18 protein-coding genes are annotated in these 19,709 nt (G+C 69.8%); 11 read left to right on the top strand and 7 right to left on the bottom strand.

The features are described from left to right. The first annotated feature begins 116 nt into the window (after positions 1-116). Genes C468_RS05980 through C468_RS05970 form a run of 3 tightly spaced genes read left to right on the top strand, consistent with a single transcriptional unit; the run spans position 117 to position 3,612 of the window. Positions 117-1,229, top strand: a complete 1,113-nt coding sequence (locus C468_RS05980) for a glycosyltransferase family 2 protein (RefSeq protein ID WP_008847980.1) — start codon at positions 117-119, stop codon at positions 1,227-1,229. After that, positions 1,226-2,326 carry a non-hydrolyzing UDP-N-acetylglucosamine 2-epimerase gene (gene wecB, locus C468_RS05975; protein ID WP_008847979.1) on the top strand — a complete coding sequence of 367 codons (1,101 nt, stop codon included), beginning with the start codon at positions 1,226-1,228 and terminating at the stop codon, positions 2,324-2,326. The genes C468_RS05980 and wecB overlap by 4 nt, the downstream gene beginning before the upstream one ends. After that, positions 2,323-3,612 carry a nucleotide sugar dehydrogenase gene (locus C468_RS05970; protein ID WP_008847978.1) on the top strand — a complete coding sequence of 430 codons (1,290 nt, stop codon included), beginning with the start codon at positions 2,323-2,325 and terminating at the stop codon, positions 3,610-3,612. The genes wecB and C468_RS05970 overlap by 4 nt, the downstream gene beginning before the upstream one ends. 376 nt (positions 3,613-3,988) lie before the next feature. On the opposite strand, the gene C468_RS05965 is transcribed toward C468_RS05970, so the two are convergent. Continuing rightward, complete coding sequence (locus C468_RS05965) at positions 3,989-4,912, bottom strand: NAD-dependent epimerase/dehydratase family protein (protein ID WP_008847977.1); 924 nt, start codon at positions 4,910-4,912, stop codon at positions 3,989-3,991. A 103-nt stretch (positions 4,913-5,015) separates the two neighbouring features. Beyond that, on the bottom strand, positions 5,016-5,810 hold the full coding sequence (locus C468_RS05960) for an HpcH/HpaI aldolase family protein (protein WP_008847976.1): 795 nt from the start codon (positions 5,808-5,810) through the stop codon (positions 5,016-5,018). A 411-nt stretch (positions 5,811-6,221) separates the two neighbouring features. Here C468_RS05960 and C468_RS05955 point away from each other — a divergent pair, with 411 nt between their 5' ends. Both C468_RS05955 and C468_RS05950 read left to right on the top strand, forming a co-directional pair. After that, entirely contained in the window at positions 6,222-6,482 is a 261-nt protein-coding gene (locus C468_RS05955) for a HalOD1 output domain-containing protein (protein ID WP_008847975.1), read from the top strand. 224 nt (positions 6,483-6,706) lie between these two features. Next, complete coding sequence (locus C468_RS05950; RefSeq protein ID WP_008847974.1) at positions 6,707-7,531, top strand: YihY/virulence factor BrkB family protein; 825 nt, start codon at positions 6,707-6,709, stop codon at positions 7,529-7,531. 34 nt (positions 7,532-7,565) lie between these two features. On the opposite strand, the gene C468_RS05945 is transcribed toward C468_RS05950, so the two are convergent. From C468_RS05945 to C468_RS05935, 3 genes are all read right to left on the bottom strand, one after another. Continuing rightward, entirely contained in the window at positions 7,566-7,742 is a 177-nt protein-coding gene (locus C468_RS05945; RefSeq protein WP_241430989.1) for a DUF7511 domain-containing protein, read from the bottom strand. A gap of 62 nt (positions 7,743-7,804) precedes the next feature. Then, complete coding sequence (gene aglF, locus C468_RS05940) at positions 7,805-8,599, bottom strand: UTP--glucose-1-phosphate uridylyltransferase AglF (RefSeq protein ID WP_049912098.1); 795 nt, start codon at positions 8,597-8,599, stop codon at positions 7,805-7,807. A 108-nt stretch (positions 8,600-8,707) separates the two neighbouring features. Then, complete coding sequence (locus C468_RS05935; RefSeq protein WP_193788249.1) at positions 8,708-9,520, bottom strand: TrmB family transcriptional regulator; 813 nt, start codon at positions 9,518-9,520, stop codon at positions 8,708-8,710. A gap of 384 nt (positions 9,521-9,904) precedes the next feature. On the opposite strand from C468_RS05935, the gene C468_RS05930 reads away from it, so the two are divergent. The 6 genes from C468_RS05930 (at position 9,905) to C468_RS05905 (ending at position 17,627) form a co-directional block, all read left to right on the top strand. After that, entirely contained in the window at positions 9,905-10,696 is a 792-nt protein-coding gene (locus tag C468_RS05930) for a TrmB family transcriptional regulator (protein ID WP_008847970.1), read from the top strand. 137 nt (positions 10,697-10,833) lie between these two features. Further along, complete coding sequence (locus C468_RS05925; RefSeq protein WP_008847969.1) at positions 10,834-11,154, top strand: HalOD1 output domain-containing protein; 321 nt, start codon at positions 10,834-10,836, stop codon at positions 11,152-11,154. Between the two features lie 265 nt (positions 11,155-11,419). Beyond that, positions 11,420-11,632: a hypothetical protein gene (locus C468_RS05920; RefSeq protein WP_008847968.1), complete on the top strand. Its 213-nt coding sequence runs from the start codon at positions 11,420-11,422 to the stop codon at positions 11,630-11,632. Next, a complete protein-coding gene (locus tag C468_RS05915) occupies positions 11,629-14,073 on the top strand; it encodes a right-handed parallel beta-helix repeat-containing protein (RefSeq protein WP_008847967.1) in 2,445 nt (814 codons plus the stop codon). The genes C468_RS05920 and C468_RS05915 overlap by 4 nt, the downstream gene beginning before the upstream one ends. A 154-nt stretch (positions 14,074-14,227) precedes the next feature. Beyond that, positions 14,228-15,580, top strand: coding sequence for a glycosyl hydrolase family 28-related protein (locus C468_RS05910; RefSeq protein ID WP_008847966.1), 1,353 nt, complete (start codon positions 14,228-14,230; stop codon positions 15,578-15,580). 244 nt (positions 15,581-15,824) lie between these two features. Next, entirely contained in the window at positions 15,825-17,627 is a 1,803-nt protein-coding gene (locus C468_RS05905) for an ABC transporter ATP-binding protein (RefSeq protein ID WP_008847965.1), read from the top strand. Here the strand turns inward: C468_RS05905 and C468_RS05900 are convergent, their stop codons facing one another. Continuing rightward, positions 17,628-18,470 carry an FkbM family methyltransferase gene (locus C468_RS05900; RefSeq protein ID WP_008847964.1) on the bottom strand — a complete coding sequence of 281 codons (843 nt, stop codon included), beginning with the start codon at positions 18,468-18,470 and terminating at the stop codon, positions 17,628-17,630. A 131-nt stretch (positions 18,471-18,601) separates the two neighbouring features. Continuing rightward, positions 18,602-19,642 carry a glycosyltransferase family 2 protein gene (locus tag C468_RS05895; RefSeq protein WP_008847963.1) on the bottom strand — a complete coding sequence of 347 codons (1,041 nt, stop codon included), beginning with the start codon at positions 19,640-19,642 and terminating at the stop codon, positions 18,602-18,604. Positions 19,643-19,709: the final 67 nt, after the last annotated feature.

Raw genomic sequence — 19,709 nt, 5'->3', positions numbered from 1 at the left:
ATGATCTCACGTAACGTCAGAACCGCCGACGGACGCCGCCGACAGCTCCGGGCCCGACGGACCGGGGCGACCGCGGCCGGGGGGAGCGAGACCGGGAACGGGAGGAGGAGCTGACGATGTACGACGGACGGAGCGTCGGGGTCGTCGTCCCCGCGTACAACGAGTCGGGACACGTCGGCGAGGTGATCGAGACGATGCCCGACTACGTCGACCGGATATACGCCGTCGACGACGCGTCGACCGACGGGACGTGGGCGGAGGTCCGCGACTGCGCCCGGCGGGTCAACGGTCGGGCCGCCGAGTCGTCGCCCGATCGCGGCGCCGACACGCGCGTCGTCACGATCCAGCACGACCGGAACCGCGGCGCCGGCGCGGCGGTCAAGACCGGCTACTCGCGCGCGCTCGACGACGACGTCGACGTCATCGCCGTGATGGACGGCGACGGACAGATGGACCCGGACCACCTCGAACGGATCATCGCCCCCGTCGCCGCGGGCGAGGTGACCTACGCGAAGGGGAACCGGCTCAGCTCCCGGCGGGACTACGAGCGGATGTCGCGCTGGCGGCTGTTCGGCAACGTCCTCTTGACGGTCCTGACTCGCGTCTCCAGCGGGTACTGGGAGGTCTCCGACCCGCAGAACGGCTTCACCGCGATCTCGAACGACGGGCTCCGGCGGGTCCGGTTCGAGCGCCTCTACGACGAGTACGGCTTCCTCAACCACCTCCTGTTCGCGCTCAACCTCGACCGGGAGCAGATCGCCGACGTCGCCCACCCGTCGGTGTACGGCGACGAGACGAGCACAATCCGGTACTCGACGTTCGTGCCGCGGGTCTCCGCGCTGCTGGCCCGGAACTTCGTCGAGCGCATCGGGCGGTCGTACGTCCTCCGGCAGTTCCACCCGCTGGTCGTCAGCTACGCGCTGGGGGCGACGGTCACGCTCACCGGGATCTTCGGGGGGATATACGCCCTCTCGTCGGCGAGCGTCGACGCGTTCCTCGGCGGCATGCTGTCGGTTTCCGTGGGCGCGATCGGCGGGCTGCTGTTGATCCTCGGGATGTGGTTCGACGTCTCGGAGAACGACGGCCTCGTCCGGTCCGTCCCCGAGCCTCCGGCGCCGGAGCCGAGGCCGGAGGTCGACGCCGACCGGGAGGTCGGGAGCGGCCAGCGGTTCCCCGTCTTCCAAGACGGCGGTGAAGTGGCCCGGCCGACGGAGGGGGAGTCCGAATGACCGACATCGCCTTCGTCCTCGGGACGCGTCCCGAGATCATCAAGCTCGCGCCCGTCATCCAGGCGTGCGAGCGGCGGGGGATCGAGTACGTCATCGTCCACACCGGACAGCACTACTCCGACAGCCTCGACTCGGTGTTCTTCGACCAGCTCGACCTGCCGGACCCCGACTACGACCTGGCCGTCGGCTCCGGGTCCCACGGGGAGCAGACCGCGGAGATGCTCGTCGGGGTCGAGCGCGCCCTGGAGGAGACCGCGCCCGAGGTCGTGCTGGTGCAGGGGGACACCAACAGCGTGCTCGCCGGCGCGCTCGCCGCCAGCAAGATGGACACCGAGCTTGGCCACGTCGAGGCGGGGCTCCGGAGCTTCGACCGGGAGATGCCGGAGGAGACGAACCGGGTGCTCGCCGATCACGTCGCGGACTACCACTTCCCGCCGACCGACCGGAGCAAGGGCTACCTCCTCCGCGAGGGGATCTCTGCGTTCCGGATCACCGTCACGGGGAACACCGTGGTCGACGCGGTCGAACGGAACCTCGACATCGCCCGCGAGAAGAGCACGGTCGTCGCGGACCTCGACCTCGACGACTCCCGGTTCTTCCTGTTAACGGCCCACAGAGCGGAGAACGTCGACGACGAGGAGCGGTTCCGCGGCCTCCTCGAGGGCGCGCAGCGGGCCGGCGACGCCCACGACGCCGACGTGGTGTATCCGATGCACCCCCGGTCCCGGAGCCGCGTCGAGGAGTTCGGCATCGACCTCCCGCCGCGCGTCCGGGCGGTGGAGCCGCTTGAGTACCTCGACTTCCTGCAGGCGGCCGCGTCGGCCGACCTCATCCTGACCGACTCCGGCGGGGTCCAGGAGGAGGCGTGCGTCCTCGGCGTCCCCTGCGTGACGATGCGGGACAACACCGAGCGGCCCGAGACCGTCGACGCCGGCGCGAACCGGCTCAGCTCGTGTGACCCGGGGCGGATCGAGCGGAGCGTCGCGGCGATGCTCGGCGCGAGCGACTGGGAGAACCCGTTCGGCGACGGCGACGCCGCCGAGCGGATCCTGGAGGCGCTTCCGGTCGAGGCCCCGTCGACGGAGGTGCCGCAATGAGCACCGTCTGCGTCCACGGGCTGGGGTACATCGGGCTGCCGACGGCCGCGATGCTCGCCAACTCGGGCCACGACGTCCGCGGCTACGACGTCGACGAGGACCTCCTCGCGGCCCTCCGCGAGGGCGACGTCGGCCTCGGGGAACCGGGGCTCTCCGAGTTCGTCGAGCGCGCGCTCGACGACGGCGGGCTGACGGTGGTCGACGAGGTGGCGCCCGCGGAGTACCACCTCGTCTGCGTCCCGACGCCGTTCGACGAGGCCGAGCGCCGGGCGGACCTGACGTACGTGCGGGCGGCGGCGGAGGCCGTCCGCCCCGTCCTCCGCGAGGGGGACACGGTCATCCTCGAATCGACGGTGCCGCCCGGAGCGACTCACTCGCAGATGCGACCGATCCTGGAAGAGTCGGGGCTGAGCGCGGACGGCGAGTTCGGGCTGGCGCACTGCCCGGAGACGGTCCTCCCCGGCGACATCCTCGCGGAGCTGCGGGCGAACGACCGCATCGTCGGCGGGCTGACCCCCGAGGCCACGGCGGCGTCGGTCGCGCTGTACGAGTCGTTCGTGGAGGGTGAGATCCGGACGACCGCCGGGCCGACGACCGCCGAGTTCGTCAAGCTCGTCCAGAACACGTTCCGAGACGTGAACATCGGGTTGGCCAACGAGGTCGCACGGCTCGCCCACGACTACGGGATCGACTCCCGGGAGTCGATCGAGATGGCGAACGCCCACCCGCGGGTGGACCTCCTCCGGCCCGGCCCGGGCGTCGGCGGCCACTGCCTCCCGATCGACCCGTGGTTCCTCGGCGACGGCTCCGACGAGCTGGACCTGATCGCGGCTGCGCGGCGGGTGAACGACGGGATGATCGGGTTCGTCGTCGAGCTCCTCCGCGAGCTCGTGCCCGACCTCCGCGGGAAGCGGATCGCCGTCCTCGGCGCGGCTTATAAAGGAAACGTCGACGACACCCGGATGAGCCCGGGGCTCGCGCTCGCTCGGGAGCTCCAGCACGGGCCGGAGGCGTTGGCGCCCGCCACCGACGGCGGCGTGTCCGACGCGGCGAGCGTCGCCGTCCACGACCCGCACGTCGAGGACGCGACGCTCGACTTACAGTCCCTCGACGAGGCGACGCGGGACGCCGACGCGGTCGTCGTCGTCACCGACCACGACGAGTTCGCCGACCTCGACCCCGCCGAACTGGCGGGGCGGATGGCGGAGCCGAACGTCGTTGACGCCACGGGCATGCTGGATCCGGACCGGTGGCGGGACGCCGGGTTCTCGGTCCGGCGAGTGTAAGCGAGGTTCGACGCTCGCCTTTCCGGCTCTGGGATACTCGCTTTGGGAACGGACCTTCGCATACGACAGTCGTTCACCGAAGCCAACCCTTGATCGACAGCGGGAGCACCGGAGCAGATCGGTCTGGGTATTGTTTATAAATCGGTTCACGTGTTGCTGTCGGCTGCGTACGCGCGATCGACGACGCTGCGATGACGACCGCCAGAGCCCCAGCCTCGTCGCACCGGGGCGCGCCACCGCATCTTCCTTTATACGTGATCGTCGCTGTCGCTCGGTTCTATTTAAATACCGTTCCGCTGCTGCCGAACTGCGACACTCACTCCCGGAATCGCTCGCCGGCGTTCTTCTACGACGGCGATCGCTTTGCGACGGTCCCTCAAGCGGCCAGATACGGCTCGCAAACCCACTCGATCCCCGACTCGAAGTCGACGTCGGCCTCCCACCCCGTCGCGGCGCGCAGCTTGGAGGGGTCCGCGCAGGTGTCCGAGACGTACACGCGCTCCGGGATCGGGTTCTCGACGTACTCCGGCTCGACGTCGGCGTCGAGCGCGCGGTTCAACAGGTCGACGACGGTGTTGAACGAGTGCGCCTCCCCGGTCCCGACGTTGTAGACCCCGTCGAGCTCGTGGTCGGCCGCGGCGACGAGGGCGTCGGCGACGTCGTCGACGTGCGTGAAGTCCCGCGTCTGGGTGCCGTCGCCGTACAGCGTCGGGGAGCGCCCGTGCGCCACGTCGTCGGCGAACTGCGCGATCACGTTGGCGTACTCGCCCTTGTGCGCCTCGGCGCCGCCGTACCCCTGGTACACCGAGAAGAACCGCATGCCGGCCATCGCCATGTCGTAGTGGTTCGAGAAGTACTCCGCGTAGCGCTCCCGCGAGAGCTTGGAGGCCTCGTAGCCCGTGTTCACCGTCACCGGCATGTCCTCGGGGCACGGCTCCGTCTGGCTCCCGTAGATCGAGGAGGTCGACGCGTAGACGACGGTGTCACACCCCTGCTCGCGCGCCTGTTCGACGGTGTTCACGAACCCGTCGACGTTGACGCGCGCGCCGGCCACCGGGTCCTCCTCGTGCATCGCGTACGAGGAACGCGCCGCGAGGTGGAACACGACGTCGACGTCTGTCGGGAGGTCCTGCTCCAAGACGTCCCGCTGGAGACAGCGAACGCCGGGGTCGATATTCTCCTCGGTGCCGAGGTACCCGTTGTCGATGACGGTCACCTCGTTGGCCGCCGCGAGCCGGTTCGCCAGGTTCGACCCGATAAAGCCGGTGCCGCCCGTCACTAACACGCGTTTGTTCCGCATGCGGGTGCGTTCGCCGGACCGGCACTATGCTATACGGCGGTTAACTCCCCGTCCCCGGATTCCGGGGACGATGCGGGGTGAGGGGCGGCGGATCGGGGCCGATTCAGGCGTCGTCCCGGTCGGCGGCGTCGAGCCACCCGGTGACCGCCCCTTCGATCGCTCCGGTCGTGCTCCCGAGGTTCAGTATCTGGTACCCGTTCTCCGCTTTCTCGTTGACGTCGTCCATCCCGAACCCGAGGCCCCCGACGGGGACGTCCGCTTCGACGGCCTTCGATCGGACCGCCTCGACCGCCTCCCGTACCTCCGGATGGTCGATCTCTCCGGGGCGGCCGAGCGAGACCGAGAGGTCGAACGGGCCGATGAAGACGAACCCCAACTCCGGGACGGCGAGGATGTCGTCGATGTTCTCGACGGACGCCGCGGTCTCGACGGTCACGCCGACGAGGGTCTCACGGTCTTCGGCGGCGACGTAGTCGTCGGCGAGCCCCCAGCGAGCCGCCCGCGGCGACGCCAGTCCCCGATCGCCGGGCCCGCCGTCGTAGCGAAACCGAGCGGACCGGACGGCGTCTCGGACCTCCTCGGCGGTGTCCACTCGGGGGAGGAACACGTTTCTCGCGCCGAGGTCCAGCGCCTTCCGGACGAGCGTCGGGTCGGTGTCGGGGAGCCGGACGAGCAGTTCCACGCCGGTCCGCTCGGCCGCGCGGAGCAGGTTCTCCAACTGGGTCGCGTCCCACGGGTCCGGGCCGCCGTGCTCGAAGTCCAACCAGACGAAATCGACGCCCAGTTCGCCGTAGAGCTCCACGAGCGTCGGGCTGTACGCGTTGTCGAGCACGCCGAGAGCGACGTCGCCGTCTCCGAGGGTCGCGGAGAGGTCGTTAGCGGGCCGTGAATCGGTCATGCTCGGAGGGGCGGAGCCGGGGTCCGGTTGGCGGCGTCGCGTCCCGTCGGCGGGTGTTCCGATCGCGGCGGTCCGCGACCGGCCTCGCCCGGCTCCCCGGCGGTCCGTCTTTCGGTCGCCTCTTCGGATGAGTTCGGTCGATCCATCCCGTGTCCCCAGGGGGTTGAGACGATTTGTTATGAATGGCGTATCCCGGCGCGAAGCCGACGTTCTCCCGAGACCGGCGCGGACCACCGCGTCCGCCGATTCCGAGCCCGAACGCCGATCTCCCGGTCCCTTCGGACCGGCTCAGTTGAGCGTTCGATCCAGCGGATTCCAACAGAGCTATTTTTATCCACACCGAACCGCAGGCATAGTGAGACGCTACTCGCGGAGAAAAAGTCCCTCCAACCGGATCGGGTGGTCGTCGCTATGACCGGCGATCACCTCGTCAACAGGGAATACGACTGGAGCGACGTTTCACCGGTGGTCGGCGTCGTCGAGGCACTGAGCGACGCCGACGACAGCGACCCGAACGCGATTCCGACCCTCGCCGAGACGGTCCCCCCGGAGTCGCTCAACGACCTCTGTACGAACGCGTCGACGGCGCGCCCGGTCACGGTCTCGTTCGTCCACGCGGGCTACGACGTGACCGTTCGCAGCGACGGGAGCGTCGCGGTCGACTCCGCGTGACGGAGACCGGCGCGTTCGCGACCGTGGCGGCGGAAGAGGGAGCGCCGGTCGACCCGCGAGCCGGACGGTGAACAGGGGGAGGACCGCCGCGGGACGACGGGCGCGTGTGACCGCGTTCCGCGACGGTGTTCGTTATGACGGGATACCTCGCCCGCCGGGGGCCGTCGCCGCGGCCGCTCGGCTACGCCCCGCCTAACGATACCCGCCGCGCGCCTTCGCCGAGCGTGAGACGCGACCAACCGCGCGTCGCCGAGGCCGTTCGATCGCTCGTCCGGCTCGGTCGGTCGATCGCGGCGTTCGGTCGTTCGGCGTTCGTGCTCGGGCGTGAGAGCGAGCTGTCGTTCCTGGCCGGGAGCATCGCCTTCTTCGCCTTCTTCTCCGTCGTGCCGGCCCTCGTCTTGGCGGTCGCGGTCGGGTCCGCGGTCGGGGGCGAGCGGTTCGCGGCGGCCGTGCTCGCGCTGTTCGAGGCGTACCTCTCCGCGGAGGGGTCGGCGGTCGTCAGCGCGGCGCTCACCGACCAGTCTGGGATCGCGGGCGCCACGGCGGTCGGGACCCTCGCGCTCGCGTGGAGCGCGCTCAAGGTGTTCCGGGCGATCGACCTCGCGTTCGACCGGATATACGGCTCGGAGACGGTGACCCCGCTGGGGAGACAGCTGCTCAACGCGACGGCGGTGATGACGACGATCGGGGTCGGAATCGCCCTGCTCGTGAGCGCGCAGTTGATCCTCGGGATCCCGGCCGTCGAGCGGGTGCTCCCGTCGAGGGCGGCCGGGATCGCGGTGCTGTTCGGCGGGCTTCTGGTCGCGCTGCTACCGGTGTACTACGTCTTACCGCCTCGGCGCGTGTCGCTTCGGGAGGTCCTGCCCGGGACCGTCGCGGCCGTGGTCGGGCTGGTCGTCCTGGAAACGCTGTTCCACCTCTACTCGGCGTTCGCCGGCCAGTACCGGGCGTACGGCTTCCTCGGGATCGTGCTGCTGTTCCTGCTGTGGCTCTACTTCGGCGCGCTCGCGCTCCTGTTCGGTGCGGTCGTCAACGTGGTGGCCGAGTAGTCACGCGTCGGAAACCGCCGCGAGGCGTCCGCCCTCAGCGGCAGGACGATATCGCGAAGTAGTACCCGGACTCGGCCGTGATCCACTCCGTCAGTCGGCTGTCCTCGTCGGGGTCCGCCGGGTGAAGCGTGCACTCGTCGGGGTGATCGTCGTACCGAACGATCGTCGCCCGGATCGGCGGTTCGTGGTGGTCGGGTTCCCCAGTCGGCATCATCTGTGTCCCCGAGTGGGACTCGGGTGGGCATCGTAATGCGACTCGTAACGGGGGCCGAGTCAGCCGTCGGCCGGTTCCTCGGCCTCGTCGGCGGCGTCCGCGGTGTCGGCGGTGTCGACCGCGTCGGGCGCGTCGACCGCGACCCCCTCGTCGAGTCGCTCCTCGGCGCGGTCGCGGTCCTCGGGGTAGCCGACGTCGATGCGCCAGCCGTCGAGCTGGACGGCGTCGATGGTGCGGCCGGACTGGATGAGCAGGTCGATCGCGTCGGGGAGCTCGTACTCGCCCCGGTCGGAGGGCTGCACGAGGTGACACGCGTGGAAGATCGCGGGCGTGAACGTGTAGAACCCCGTCATCACGAGGTTGCTCGGCGGGTCCTCCGGCTTCTCCACCACCTCGACCACTTCGCCGTACTCGTTGGTATCCAAGACGCCGTAGCGGGACGCCTCCTCGTAGGGCACCTCCTCGACGAGGAACGCCGCGTCGGCGCGCTCCTCCCGCTGGCGGTTCGTGACGTCGCCGAGGTTCCCCCGGAACACGTTGTCGCCGAGCATCAGCATGAACTCGCCGTCGATGTGCGGCTCCGCTTGGAGGATGGCGTGAGCCAGCCCCAACTGCTCGCGCTGGTGCGCGTACGTGATAGGCGTGTCACGGTACTCGTCGCCGTACCGGTCGATGATCTGCTCGGCCTTGTAGCCGACCACGACGACGAGCTCGGTCGCGCCCGCGCCGATCAGGTTGTCGAACACGTCCTCGATCAGCGGCGTCCCGTTCACCTCGACCAACACCTTCGGCTTGTCGTCCGTCAGCGGGCGGAGCCGCGTTCCCTTCCCCGCCGCGAGTACCACTGCTTGCATGGCTCACCGGTCGGATCCCCGAGCCAAGGGTATACGCTGCCTAACGCGCGTCGAGGCGATCGCGAACTCGGCTCGCCGAGGTGTCGCGCGGCGGCGAGTCCCCCGGCGCTACTCCACCTTCGACAGGAGCCCGGTGGACATCAGCCGGCGGACGATCGCGACGAGCCCGTTGTCGAACCCCCGGCCGAACACCGCCTGCTCGTGGTCGTGACCGCTCCCCGTCGACTCGTGGAACGAGCTCACGAGGATCGTGTTGCGGTCGACGAGGAGGAGCCGACCGATCACCGTCTCGTCGCCGGTCTCGGCCGAGCTGCTCAGCCACTCCAGCTCGGAGACGAACACCTTCGCCTCGGGGAGCTCGCGCTCGACGCGCTCCCGCAGCGACTCCTCCGCGATCCCGATCACGACGCTGACGCCCCGCTCCGCGGCGGCCCGCAGGCGGTCCCGCAGCTCCGTCGTGTACGCCGACTCGTCGCCGATCACGAGGATGACCTCGCGGTCCGACTCGTCGACCAGCTGTCGGGTCCGACTCGTTATCGCCGAGGCCCCGGACAGCGCCCACACCTCGTGGGTGATCTCCGTCTCCTCGGTCGGGGCCGCCGGCTCGATCTGCCGGAGCGTCGCGCGGAGCGAGTCGGTGCGCTCCTCGTACTCCCGCCTGAGCGTCTCGGCCGCCTCGTCGACGGAGACGGCGCGGAACCGCTGCGGGTTCGCGTGCTGGATCTCGACTAACCCCTTCGTTTCCAAGACTCGGACCGCGTCGTAGACGCGCGTGCGGGGGACCTCGGAGATCTCGCTGATCTCCTTCGCGGTCCCTTCGGGAAGCCGAGAGAGGGCGACGAACGCCTTGGCCTCGTACTCCTTGAGCCCGAGCTTCTGAAGCAACTCGATCGCCAATTCGTGACTCGATAGATCATCCATGGGTCCCAACCATTCCGCTACTGACAATTCGGTAGCTACTCCGGGTTTGAGCCCCCAGGTGAAAATGGCTTCCCCTTCTACCACCCTCGCCGCCGGCGGTCCGCACCGGACGGGAACGACGAACCGCCGTCTCTCGTCGCTTCGGGCCGCGAAGCGGGGCCGCGGCGGGTGCGGCGTCGGCGACCGGTCGCACCCGCGCTCGGTTCACCGAGATCGACGAGCCGCGAGTCGACAGCTGTTCACTCAGATAATCACAATAAGAATATATCCCGGGGTCACAAAGGACGCGATGGCGCGCGTGAACGGATCGGGTCCCAACCACTCTGTGCTCGCGCGCCGAACTACCCTCGCGGGTAGTTTCCGACCGGTACGTCACCACCTCAGATGAGTTTCAACGATTCGGACGACCCGCGGTCGACCGCCGTCGAACAGCTCGAAGCGTTCGGTCTGAGCGCCTACGCGGCCAGGACGTTCGTCGCGCTGACCGGCCTCGGCGAGGGGACCGCGAAGGACGTGAGCGCGCTGGCGGAGGTCCCTCGCACGCGCGTGTACGACGCGACCGCCGAGCTCCGAGAGCACGGCCTCGTCGACGTCCAGCAGTCCTCGCCGAAGCGGTTCACCGCGGTGTCGGCGGAGACCACCGGCCGGCGGTTCCGTCGGGAGTACACGCGGCGGGCGGACCTGCTGGCGGAGGCGCTCGACGAGATCGAGCCGGTGACACCGAACACGGAACAGCGCGGCGTCTGGACGGTCACGGGTCGGGAGATGGTGTCGGACCGGGTCGTGGAGTTCGTCGACGACGCGAGCGAGGAGGTCGTCCTCGTGACGCTCGAGGCCCTCCTGACCGACGACGTCGTCGACGCCCTCGGGACCGCGGCCGACCGCGGCGTCGCCGTCAGGGTGTCCGGGATGGACTTCTCGGCGGGCGACGAGGAGGGCGGTCGCCTGCCGGACGGGTGCGGGTTCGAGTCCCCCCGGGCGTGGAGCGGCGTCCCCGCCGGTCGCCTCCTGATGGTCGACCGGCGTCGGACCCTCGCGAGCGTGCTGGTCGACGGGAACGGCGAACATCCGCCGAGCGCGCGCGACGAGACCGCCATCTGGGGCGCCGGCGAGACCAACAGCCTCGTGGTCGTCCTGAAGGCGATGTTTTCGTGGCTCAACGGCGACCTCGGCTGACGGTCACGATCTGTTACCCGGATCCTCACAAACGTTCTTGACCCTCGGGGATATAGTCCGGCCATGATGACAGGCAGTGCCCTCATACGGAAACCGGTCGACCGAGGCGTCGCCTCGGCTCGGCGCGCGGAGCGATCATGACGTCCGACGACGCGACCTCGATGGAAAACGAGGAGACCGGGGGATCGGCGGGGCCCGTTCGGGCCACGTGGGACGGCTCGACGGCCCCGAGCACGGCGGTCGTCGAAGCGGTCGCGAGGGCGACCGGACGGGACCCGTTGGAGATGCCCTGCCTGTACGACGTCCTCGACGTCGACGCGCTGGACCGGATGCTGACCGCGGACCGGACCCGGGCGCTCGGAACCGTCTCCGTCTCGTTCACGTACGGCGAGACGTACGTCTGGGTCGACAGCGCCGGCACGGTGGAAGTCGATCCGGACGCGGCGACGTCCGGGTGAGTGCGGAGGGGCCTCCGGTCACGAAACGCGAGGGACGCCGGGACCATCGCCCGGCTCGCGAACGATGTCGAGCCCCTGAAACGGCCGATAATCGCATGTTAACCGCATCGAAACCGCTTCGCTAGAGACGCTAACCCCTCGCAACGGCCCCCTCTCGACCGGAGTCGACGGTCGCCCGTCCGGTTAGCGATCTGAACAGTCATCAGATGATGAACATATAAGTAACGATACACTTATTGCGGTTAGTGTTCGATTACCACTTGCAATGGCACACAAGCTGGCACACAACGGCGGTAGCGACCGCTCCGCGGCGGATTCTGATACTGACGGGAAACGTCAACTTAATCGTCGACAGTACGTCAAGCTCGGCACCGCGACGGCGGCGAGCCTCCTGATCGGCGGGGCGTCCGTCGGCTCGACGGGCGCGACGACGGACGCCGGCGACAGCTTCTGGACCGACTTCAGCGAGGGAATGTGACGGTCCTGAACGTCCGGGACTTCGGCGCGGTCGGAGACGGCTCGACCGACGACACCGCCGCGATCCAAGACGCGCTCGACGCGGCGGGCGACGGCGACGAGGTGTACGTCCCCGCGACCGAGGACGCCTACCTCGTCACGGGTTCGGCCGCGATCGTCAGCGTGGGGCCGTCGATGGACAACGTCAGGCTCTACGGCGACGGCGAAGGGAGCCGGATCAAGTACGGCGGCGGCAACGGGGGGCGAAACGTGTTCCTGGTCAGCGTCGACCCCCGCGGCGACGGCCTCGACGGCTTCGTGATGGAGCACCTGACGCTCGACGGCGGCCGGGAGCACGTCGAGGGCGACCCGAACGTCGCCGCGGCGGTCCAGGTGCGGAGCCCCGACGCGGAGGCGGAGGGCGCCGTCGACATCTCGATCCGGAACGTGCGAGGGACGAACTGCTACGGGAACGGCATCGACGTCCGGTCCGCGGGGACGACCGTCACCGACTGCACGGCCGACGACAACCGGCAGCACGGGTTCGGGATGCACACAGCCGGCGACCCCTTCCAGGACCCGCCGGTCCGGTTCGAGCGGTGCCTCGCGTACGGGAACGGGTTCGGCGGCGGGTACTACGGCATCGACCTGTCGGCCGGGAAGGCCGTGGCCGAGGACTGCGTGATCCGCGACAACGAGGGCGCGGGCGCGACCAAATGCTCCGACGGCGCCGAGAGGATCGTGTACCGCCGCTGCCGGCTGGAGAACAACGCGGGCCTCAGCTTCCAGAACACGTCCGGGCGAGACGCGACCGTCGTCTTCGACCGGATCGTCGCCGCGGGCAACGGCGGCTGCATGCGGCTGACGGAGAACGGCGTCTACCGGATCCCGGCCGACTCCGAGCTCGTGGTCGCCGACAACGGACCGGACGTCCGCGGCGGCCTGTTCCTCACCGACGAGTCGGTGCTGGAGGCCGAGGACGCGACGCTCTGGGTCAACGGACAGACCGATGGCCCTGGGGTCCGCCCGAGTTCCGACGGGCCCGCGAGCCGCGTCGGGACGTACTACCACGCCGACAACGAGGACGGCGCGCTCTCGAGCGACCGGAACATCTCGTTCGGGACGGTGGCGAACGACCTGAAGACCGACATCGACGACGTCCCGACCGCCGATCAGGTCGGCGCGTGGACCGACACCGAAACCGACACCAGCGACGGCGACGAGACGACCGACGACGGCGCCGACGACTCGCCGTTCGAGGCGTGGACGCCGCGCTGGGACGCCGACGCCGACGACTGGGGCGTCGTCGCGGGCGACGAGTACGAGGGCGGACACGCGCTCCGGTACGACCACGACGGGACGGACGCGGCCCGACGGGCGATCTCGTGGGACGCCGTCGGCACGCCGTCGGACGTCGAGGTGGTCGACAAAGTCCGGGTCCCCTCGTTCGAGACCGACGGGGACCTCGGGTACCACGCCCGGGTGCACCTCCGGTCGTCGTCCGACGGCGGGGAGGAGCGCGGCTACTGGATCGAGCTGGAGGACGCCGAGGACGCGTTCCGCCTGGCGAAGTACTCCGCCGACGGGATGGCGACGCTGGCACGGTTCGGGTCGCCCGCCGAAGACACGTTCTTCTACCGCCGGTTCCGAGCCGAGGGGGAGCGCCTGCGGGTCAAGGCGTGGGAGGCGACCGAGCCCGAGCCCGACGCCTGGGACGTGGACCTCACCGACTCGGACCACGCCGACGGGTGGGTCGGGCTCGGCTCCTTCGACCCGGGCGCGTTCCAGACCGACGTGCTCGGCGTCGCGACCGGCGGTGAGACGGTCCGACTCGAAACGGAGGACTCGTCGGACGACGAGACGACCACCACAACCGACCCCGAGGTGGTTTCGCTGGAGGCGCGGGAGGTGACGCCGGACGCGGCGACGCTCGCCGGCGACCTCCGCGACCTCGGCGGCGCGGACGAGGTGCGCGTCCGCTTCGAACTGCGCGCCGCGGGCGCGGCGGCCTGGACGACGGTCGGCGGCGAGGCGCTGACCTCGCCGGCGGAGTTCACGCACACCGCATCGGGCCTCGACGCGGAGACCGCGTACGAGTTCCGCGCCCTCGCCGACGGTCCCGACGCGTCCGTTACCGGGGAACCCGTCTCGTTCGCGACGCTCGCCGAGCCGGTGGAGAACGGCGGGCCGGCGGTCGATCGGTTCGACGTCACCGACAGCAGCGGGCGGAAGTGGACCCGATTCGACGTCGACTGGGCGGTGACCGACGCTGACGGCGACCTCGACGCGGTCGTCTCGACGCTCGAACGGAACGGCCGAACGGTCGCCGCGGAGAGCACGGCGGTGTCGGGCGACGCGGCGAGTTACACCCACGTGCTCCGCGTTCGCGGGGCGGTCGACGCCGTCCGCCTCTGCGTGAACGACACGTCGAACGCGACGGCGACCCGAGAACACGAGGTCTGAGCCGGTCGGTTCGATCGGCCGGCCGCTCGCGGCGTCGAACCTGCGGTGTCGACCGCGCGGCGGCGGACTCGCGGCGTCGAACCCGCGACGGCGAACCCGCGGTCCGGTCGTTTGGCTCCCGCTAACTTTGCCTCGCTGCCGTGAACGGTGGCCAATGGTATCTCGCCGTCGCGCGCTCTCCCTCCTGTCCCTCTCAGCCGCGGCGCTGGCGGGCTGCAACGCGAGAGACGGCGATACCGGTAACGAGACCCCACCCGGCTCGCCCGACCCGGATGCGGAGGAAGAGGAACCCCCCGAAGGGGTCGTTGACATCCGCGATTTCGGGGCCGCCGTCGACGGGACGACCGACGACACGCGGGCGGTCCGGGACGCGATCGACGCGGTCGGCGAGGGCGGCACGGTGTACTTCCCGACGGGGACGACGCTCGTGTCCGCGGACGACAGGACCGAAGAGGGGGCGACCGCGATCGAGATCCGCGGGGACGACCTCCCGGACGACGTGACGTTCCGCGGTGAGGGCGAGGCGTCCGTGGTCCGGCTCGACGGGGGCCACGAGGGCAACCACGGGACGTTCGCCTGGCGGCCGGAAAACGGGATCTCCGGGCACGTCGTCCGCGACCTCACGGTCGACGGCAACCGAGGCGAACAGCCCGCCGACCCCGGAAACAACGACAACGGGCTGAACCTCGCCGTGACCCACGCCGCCGTCGACGACGCGACCGTCGACGTCGCCTTCCGGGACGTGTGGAGCGTCGACGCCAACACCGAGTGTTTCACCTTCCTCCAGGGCGGCTGCGTCGCGGAGCGATGTACCGCCCGCGGCGCCGGGAAACACGGGTTCGGGATAGACACGTACAACAAGGTCGGACCGGTCCTCCCGCCGGTCGTCGTCCGGGCCTCTCACGCCACCGGCTGCGACCTGTACGGGATCGACTGCTCCGGAGGCACCACGCTCGTCGAGGACTGCGTCCTCGAGGGGAACGGCTGGGGCACGAAGACGACCGGCCAGGTGCTCGAGGCCACGTTCCGCCGGGTGCGGCTGGCCGACAACGACAGGATCGGCTACCAGCGGAACGACACGCCGACGGAGACCGGCGAGGTCGCGCGGGTGCGGTTCGACCGGGTGGTGGCCCAGTCGAACGGCGCTCAGGGGTTCCGCTTCGGGCGCGACACCGAGTACGCGGTCGGGGCCGTCGCCGCGCTCGGAAACAACGGCTCCGGCACCGCGAGGGGGAACATCACCATCTTGGACAACGCGAGCGTGACCGCCGACGAGATCCGCTCGTTCGGCGCGGAGTTCGGCGTCGGGATCCACTACTGGAGCTCGGCCCGGTCCGCGGTGTCGCTGTACGCGAACTTCGGGAACCGGGACGGGCCGTTCGACGGGAAGGTCGAGAACCTCACCATCCGGGCCATCGATCTCACGGAACCGGACCGCGCCGACGGCGGTCTCGGGTTCGACGCGGTCCCGGACGCGACGGACGTCGGCGCGGGAACGGGCGGCTGACGTTAACCGATTCGTACCGGTCGGTCTCGGCGTCGAATCCGCCGGCGGACCCGCCGGCGCGATCTCCGGCAGACGGGACGTTCCGCGGGGCGCTACCGGCAGACGCGCGAGCGCCGAGTCGTTCGGGCGGCTCGGCGGCGACGGACCGCCCACCGTCGGGGAGCGCGCCGCCGCGCACTGCGGTGAGCCGCCCCGTTAGGTGCTGATTTGCTATAGTGCTCGTCCGTCGTTGATCGGTATCCACATGGCAGGCTCGGACGACGAACGAGCGAACATCACCGGGCGGCAGAAGCTGCGGGCGCTCGTGAGAGTGGCTCGCTACCGCCCCAGACGGACGCTCGCGATCGCGGTGTTGAGCATCCTCGCCGCCGGGTTGGAGGCGATCGGCTTGAGTTTCATCTTACCGATCGTCGAGATCGCGGAGGGCGGAGCGGCCTCCACCGAGAACGCGGACGGGATCATGAGGGGGTTCGTCACCGCGTACGACTTCGTCGGAGCCCCGCTGACGCTCGAGACGGCGGTCCTCGGCGTCACAGTGGTCATGTTCGTCCGGTACGCGGCGAGTTTCCTCGCCAGCTGGGCGCGGAAGATCCTCCAGAACGACTACCGTCGCCATCTGACGAGCCGGACGTTCGAAGGGACGCTCGACGCCCGGGTGTCGTACTTCGACAGCATGGGCTCCGACGACATCATCAACTCGGTGATCACGCAGACCAAGTACGGGGCAGCGGTGCTGACGCAGTCGCTGTCGACGCTCGAACGGACTGTGATGGCGCTCGCGTACCTCTCTATCGGGCTCTACCTCGCGCCGGAACTGACGGTGCTGATGGTCGCGCTCCTGGGGCTCGTCACCTACCTCGTTCGGAACGTCATCGAACCGGGCTACGTCGTCGGCGGGCGCGTCGCGGACGCGAACGAGCGGCTCCAGAACACCGTCCAGCGCGGCGTACAGGGGATCCGCGACGTCAAGGTCTTCCGGATGGACGGCGAGGTGAAAGACCGGTTCCGCGACGCCATCGACGGCTACGTCTCCGCGAGCGTGCGGCTCGCGCGGAACAAGGCGTTCATCGACAACGCCTACCAGTTTCTGCTCGCGGTGTCGCTGTTCAGCATCATCTACCTCGCGCTAACGTTCTTCCCCATCTCGCTCGGCGAGCTCGCGGTGTTCCTGTTCGCGATGTTCCGCCTGGCGCCACAGGCGAGTACGATCAACAGCCTCGTGTACACGATCGAGGGGAACCTACCGCACCTGGTCCGCACGTTCGAGCACGTCGACACCGTCGACGACCTGCGGGAGCCGTCCGGCGAGGACGCGCCGCCCGCCCCCATCGACCGGATCGCCTTCGAGGACGTGACGTTCACGTACGGCGACGAGCCGGTGCTCCGGGGGGTCGACCTCGAGGCCGAGCGCGGGGAGTTCGTCGCGATGGTCGGGCCGTCCGGGGCGGGGAAGTCGACGATCGCCTCCCTCCTCGCGCGGCTCTACGAGCCGGACTCCGGGAGGATAACCGCGAACGGTCGACCGATACGCGACTTCGACCTCGACGCGTGGCGCTCCGAGATCGCGATGGTGCGACAGCACCCGTTCATCTTCAACGAGACGCTAGAGTTCAACCTGACCATCGGCGCGCGGGACGCGACTCGGGCCGAGATCGACGAGGCGTGCGAGATGGCGCGCGTCGACGAGTTCCTTCGCGAGATGCCGGCCGGCCTCGACACCGTCCTCGGCGACGACGGCGTCCAGCTCTCCGGCGGCCAGCGCCAGCGGGTCGCGCTCGCTCGGGCGCTGTTGACCGACGCCCCCCTCCTCGTGCTCGACGAGGCGACGAGCGACCTCGACTCGCATCTCGAGGCGGACATCCACGAGTCGATAGAGGCGACGGACGACAGGACGGTCGTCGCGATCGCGCACCGGCTCTCGACGGTCTCCGACGCGGACCGGATCTACACCGTCGAGGACGGCCACATCGTCGAACGCGGCACGCACGACGAGCTCCTCTCCGACGAGGGGACGTACGCGTCGATGTACGCCAGCCAGCGGGCCTGACTACCGCCTCGGCGACCGCTCGCCGGCCGCCGCCGCGTCCTCGGCGGGGGTCGCACGCAGGAGGAACGTCCGGTCCGACGGCAGGTCGACCGCGTCGACGGGTCGCCATCCCTCCCGGGCGGCGTCCCACTCCGCGTCTGCGCCCCCGCCCCCGCCGGCGAACTCGTCGACGTGGTGGTCGACGAAGGCGGAGAGCTCGTAGTCGAAGTGGCGGAGGCGCTCCGCCACCCGCGACACGGAGACGCCGCGATGGGGGTGCATCTCGACGAACAGCACCGGTCGGTGGGTCCGGAGGACGGACTCCGCGCCGCGGAGGATGTCCCCCTCGGCGCCTTCGGTGTCGACTTTCACGACCGTCGGCGGCGCGTGCGCCGCGGCGTACGCGTCCAGCGTCGTCCGCCCGCGCCCGCTCTCCTCGCCGACGCGCACCCGATTGGTCACGACCGACTCGCCGCGGTGGTTCTCCGAGAGGACGTGGTGGGCGATGGTCTCCGCCTCGAAGCAGTGGACGTTCGACGGGACCGCGCCCGCGGCCACCGCGAGCGCGGAGTAGTAGCCGTACCGCGACCCGACGTCGTACACGACGGCGTCGACGTCGATCGCCTCCGCCATCGCCGCGGTCAGCGCCGGCTCGTACACGCCGTTGCTCCGGACGAGGTCGACGAGGATCGACTCCGGCGGGGCGCGCAGCGAGAGCGGGCCTACCGGGGAGTCCGCGGTGACGGTGACCAGGGGGACGGTGTGTTTCTGAACCTGTCGGAACGCGGTCTCGACAGGCGTTCCGAGCATCGCGCGCCGGACGCGCGTGGGAATCAGCCGCGTCACGGATTCCAGTGAGTTCATACACGCAACTCGTCGATCGGCTACAAAGGTTTACGCCGCCTTCCGCGCCGCGCCGATCGGCTCGGCCCGCCGGGTGCGCCGCTAAGCACTGCATAACCGGTCGAACGCGACGGACCCGCGGGCCGCGCCGCTCAGCTTCGGGTCCAGATGGAGCGGACGCGACTGAGCGTGTACCGGATCGACTGCCCGGCTTCGTGGGCGCTGCGCCCGCCGAGAGCCACGATCAGTCGGAGGAGCACGCGGAGGGAGAACGGCCACTGGCAGTACGCCAAGAAGAGGTACCACCGAGCGTCACGGTATCGCCCGGAGTACAGCGCGAACGAGCCGATCCACGCCAGCAACGACGCCTTGAACTGGAGCCGGCAACGCAGCCCGATGTCGCTCGCGGCCCGCCGGTGGCGCTCGTATATCCGCGGGTACGCGACGTCGCGCAGCGCCTCGTAGCGGTCGCTGATCTGCTCGTGGCCGCCGACTCGCCTGGAGACGAGCGGCTCCTCGATGGCGGCGAGCTTCGTGTGCTGTGACAGCCGCAACAGCCACTCGCGGTCCTGGAGTATCGGCAGTTCGGGGTCGGGGTAGCCGGCAGCGTGGATGGCCGCCCGACGGACCAGCAGGCAGGAGAACGTGATCACGTACTGCCCGGCGAACAGCTCGCGGGTGGCGTCGCCGGTTATCGAGGGGGTCTCCCGTTTGACGCTGGTTCGATCGCCCGAGTAACGCTGTCCCGTGTAGCTCACGCCGAGGTCCTCGTCGGCCTCGAGGGCGGCGACCTGCCGCGCTAGCTTCTGCGGCTCCCACCGGTCGTCGTCGTCGAGGAACGCGACGTACTCGCCGCTCGACCGGCGGATCCCCTCGTTGCGAGCGACGTTGGCCCCGCGGTTGTGATCGAACCGGTGGAACACGGCGTCCGCGTCGAACGACTCGACGACGGGCCGTGCGGACGTCGGTGAGCCGTCGTCGACGACCACGAGCTCTATCGGGGCGTACGTCTGGGCGAGCACGCTCTCGATGGCCTCGCGAAGCATCTCCGGGCGGTCGTACGTCGGGATGATGACGCTGACGGTCGGGGCCCGCCCGTCCGACGCCGCCGACCCATCGGTCGCGTCCCCAAGCTCGTCGGCCGGGTCTCTCGGCTCGCCGGCCGCGGTCTGACGCGAGTGGTGTCGGTTCACGGCGTTCTTCCCGTAACTGGGGACATAGCCATCTTTGTAAGCGAGTGGTTGTCGGCGGCCGCGAATC

The sequence above is a fragment of the Halorubrum kocurii JCM 14978 genome, assembly GCF_000337355.1.
GTDB classification, from domain to species: Archaea; Halobacteriota; Halobacteria; order Halobacteriales; family Haloferacaceae; genus Halorubrum; species Halorubrum kocurii.
This window is presented reverse-complemented; position numbering and strand designations above follow the sequence as displayed.

Bases quoted from the DNA above. Each gene is read 5' to 3' on its own strand.
- C468_RS05980 (WP_008847980.1), top strand. From the start codon at position 117: ATGTACGACGGACGGAGCGTCGGGGTCGTCGTCCCCGCGTACAACGAG.
- wecB (WP_008847979.1), top strand. From the start codon at position 1,226: ATGACCGACATCGCCTTCGTCCTCGGGACGCGTCCCGAGATCATCAAG.
- C468_RS05970 (WP_008847978.1), top strand. From the start codon at position 2,323: ATGAGCACCGTCTGCGTCCACGGGCTGGGGTACATCGGGCTGCCGACG.
- C468_RS05965 (WP_008847977.1), bottom strand. From the start codon at position 4,912: ATGCGGAACAAACGCGTGTTAGTGACGGGCGGCACCGGCTTTATCGGG.
- C468_RS05960 (WP_008847976.1), bottom strand. From the start codon at position 5,810: ATGACCGATTCACGGCCCGCTAACGACCTCTCCGCGACCCTCGGAGAC.
- C468_RS05955 (WP_008847975.1), top strand. From the start codon at position 6,222: ATGACCGGCGATCACCTCGTCAACAGGGAATACGACTGGAGCGACGTT.
- C468_RS05945 (WP_241430989.1), bottom strand. From the start codon at position 7,742: ATGCCGACTGGGGAACCCGACCACCACGAACCGCCGATCCGGGCGACG.
- aglF (WP_049912098.1), bottom strand. From the start codon at position 8,599: ATGCAAGCAGTGGTACTCGCGGCGGGGAAGGGAACGCGGCTCCGCCCG.
- C468_RS05935 (WP_193788249.1), bottom strand. From the start codon at position 9,520: ATGGATGATCTATCGAGTCACGAATTGGCGATCGAGTTGCTTCAGAAG.
- C468_RS05930 (WP_008847970.1), top strand. From the start codon at position 9,905: ATGAGTTTCAACGATTCGGACGACCCGCGGTCGACCGCCGTCGAACAG.
- C468_RS05925 (WP_008847969.1), top strand. From the start codon at position 10,834: ATGACGTCCGACGACGCGACCTCGATGGAAAACGAGGAGACCGGGGGA.
- C468_RS05920 (WP_008847968.1), top strand. From the start codon at position 11,420: ATGGCACACAAGCTGGCACACAACGGCGGTAGCGACCGCTCCGCGGCG.
- C468_RS05910 (WP_008847966.1), top strand. From the start codon at position 14,228: ATGGTATCTCGCCGTCGCGCGCTCTCCCTCCTGTCCCTCTCAGCCGCG.
- C468_RS05905 (WP_008847965.1), top strand. From the start codon at position 15,825: ATGGCAGGCTCGGACGACGAACGAGCGAACATCACCGGGCGGCAGAAG.
- C468_RS05900 (WP_008847964.1), bottom strand. From the start codon at position 18,470: ATGAACTCACTGGAATCCGTGACGCGGCTGATTCCCACGCGCGTCCGG.